General features: G+C 70.8%; 2 protein-coding genes and 1 pseudogene. All 3 read right to left on the reverse strand.

Going from position 1 to position 2,562, the window contains the following annotated elements; all coding sequences use genetic code 11:
- Positions 1–302 (reverse strand): annotated as a pseudogene (locus ACIQ3R_RS17430) (chemotaxis protein CheR); the annotation flags it as partial.
- Positions 299–664, reverse strand: a complete 366-nt coding sequence (locus ACIQ3R_RS17435) for a response regulator (RefSeq protein ID WP_397420116.1) — start codon at positions 662–664, stop codon at positions 299–301. The pseudogene ACIQ3R_RS17430 and the gene ACIQ3R_RS17435, both read right to left, overlap by 4 nt.
- A 41-nt stretch (positions 665–705) precedes the next feature.
- The coding region (locus ACIQ3R_RS17440; RefSeq protein ID WP_397420117.1) for a prolyl oligopeptidase family serine peptidase at positions 706–2,562 on the reverse strand (1,857 nt) is incomplete at its 5' end.

The raw sequence follows: 2,562 nt of genomic DNA on the forward strand, positions 1-2,562 counted from the left end.
CAGAGCCGCAGGGGGCCGTCGCTGTGGACCGGCTTGAGGGCCGGCAGCCCTTCGCGCGTCAGCCAGTCGAACAGCTGGGGCCCGCAGAAGAACCCCGAAGGGGCCGGCATCATGGCTTCGACGACGGCCCAGGCCAGTCGCGGGTCGGGCGCCAGGTCGAGCGCGGCCAGCAGGGCCTCGGTGGAGGTGAAGCCCTCCCGCCGGGCCAGGGGCGCCAGCCGGCTTTCGACCAGATAGCCCCGCCTGGGGTCGATGCGCAGGCCGGCCATCCTGGCGCAGAGTTCGGCCAGTCTGGCGCTCATAGGGCGCCCGCCAGCGCCAGCTTGCCGGCGATGATGTCGCCATCGAACGGCTTCATCAGGTACTCGTCAGCCCCCAGGTCGAGGGCCTCGGCGATGCGATCCAGAGTCGTGTGGCCCGAGCAGAACACAACCTTTGGCGCATGACCGCCGCGCATGGCGCGCAGACGGCGCAGCACTTCCAGCCCGTCCATCGCCGGCAGGTTCCAGTCGAGCAGGATCGCGTCGGGCATCACCGCGGTGCACCAGGCCAGCGCCTCCATCCCATCGCCGGCCTCGGCCACTTCAAAGCCCAGGTCTTCCAGGATGCGGCGCGCGACCTTGCGGATCACGCGGTTGTTGTCGACGACGAGGCAGGTCTTCAAGCGGTCGCTCCCGGTCGTTCCGGGAACATCGCGGGGGTCGGTTAACGCGGGGTTTGAGCCGGCGCTGTCCAGCGGTCCATCCAGGCTTGGACCTGGGCGTACCAGTCCACCGAATTTCGAGGCTTGAGCACCCAGTGATGCTCGTCGGGATAGACCACCAGGCGTGAGGGCACGCCGCGGCGCTGGAGCGCGGTGAAGGCTGACAGACCCTGATCGACGGGCACTCGGTAGTCGCGCGCACCATGGATCAACAGCATCGGCGTCCGCCAATTCGCCAGAGCGGAGGTTGGATTGAGCCGTTCCACCGCCTCCGGGTCGGCCCAGACTTCGGCGCCGAACTCGCGGAGCGCATAGCCCGGGATGTCGGTGGTCAGTGCGAAGGCGCGCGTATCGGTGATCCCGGCATGATTGACCAGACAGCGCCAGGGGTCCGGCCAGGCGCCGGCGATCCAGGCGACCATATAGCCGCCGTAGGACCCGCCGAGCGCGCAGGCGCGGGTCCCGTCAAGATAGGGAAAGCGGGCCAAGGCCGCCGCCCAGCCCTTCTTCAGGTCCTCCAGCGGCCGATCGCCCCAATGGCCCAGGATCGCCTGGGCGAAGGCCTCGCCATAGCCGCCTGAGCCATGGAAATCGATCATCACGACCGCATAGCCCATGCCGGTCCAGACCTGGGGGTTCCAGCGATAGCTCCAGTTGTCGCCGGAGCTGTCGTGGGGGCCGCCGTGGATCAGGAAGGCGACCGGATAGCGCTGTCCGGGCTTCGCGCCCTGGGGCGGGAGGACCCAGCCGTGGACTGTCGCGTCGTTCCAGCCCTTGAAGGTGAACGGTGCAGGCCGGGAGAAGTCGAACTCGGCCAGCGCCTGAGCGTTGTGGCCGGCCAGCAGGACCGGACCATTGGCGCTGACCTCGTAGAGCTGGCCGGGGCTGGTCAGGCTGTCCTTGAGCACGACCAGGCGGCCGGGCGCAGTGGCCACGCTGGCGACAGACCCGGTCTCGGTCAGCCGGCGTGTCCGGCCGGTTGCGGCGTCGATCCCGAACAGCCGTATCCGTCCGGCGTCCGCCATCACCGCCAGCAAGGCGCGCCCGTCCGCCGACCATCGGAGATCTTCGGGCGACCGGTCGAGCCCGGTCTCCACCTCCCGGTGCGCGCCGGAGGCCAGGTCAATCAGATGAACCCGGGCGCGTATGTCGACCCGCCAGTCGGACTTGCGCAGCACGGCCAGGCGCGTCCCGTCGGGAGACAGGGCGGGCTTCCCGAGCCCTCCGGCCAGGTCCGGCGCGACCTCGACCGGCGGCTTTGAGCCGTCGAGCGGCGAGGCCCAGAGCCGGTAGTGCGCCTTCCCACCCCAGGGTTCGCCGGGTCGTAGCGCGATGAAATAGACGTGGGTGGCGCTGACCGCGAACTCGCTGTCGTCGCCGGAGGGCCGGTCCGGCGCCTCGGCCTCGAAGCCGCGCATCAGCGCCACGGGCGGGCTGGCGGCCGCGCCGCTGTCATCAAGATGCAGGGCGAACAGGCGGTTCTGCTGCGGCCCCCGCCACTCGTCCCACTGCCGCGCGGCCAGCCTGTCATAGACGAGCGCGCTGGCGCCGGCGCGACGCGCCTCCGCGCGGGCGCGGCTGCAGGGGAGGTCGGGGCAGTCGGGATAGACCTGCAGCGCTGCGACGATCGTCCGGCCATCGCGGGAGATCCGGTAGCTCGTGACCGGCAGAGGCAGACTGGTCACCGGCGTGGCGGTCGCGCCGTCAGGGTCAGTGCGCCAGATCTGCGTCGTCCCGGATCGCGCCGAGAGGAAATAGAGCGAGCGGCCGTCCGGCGACCAGCGCGGCGCCGCCGCCGCCCTGTCGGAGATCGCCAGCACGCGGGGCGGGAGCGTCGGCGCGCGGCGATCATGCAGCCA

Source organism: Phenylobacterium sp., assembly GCF_044371015.1.
Classification (GTDB): Bacteria; Pseudomonadota; Alphaproteobacteria; order Caulobacterales; family Caulobacteraceae; genus Phenylobacterium.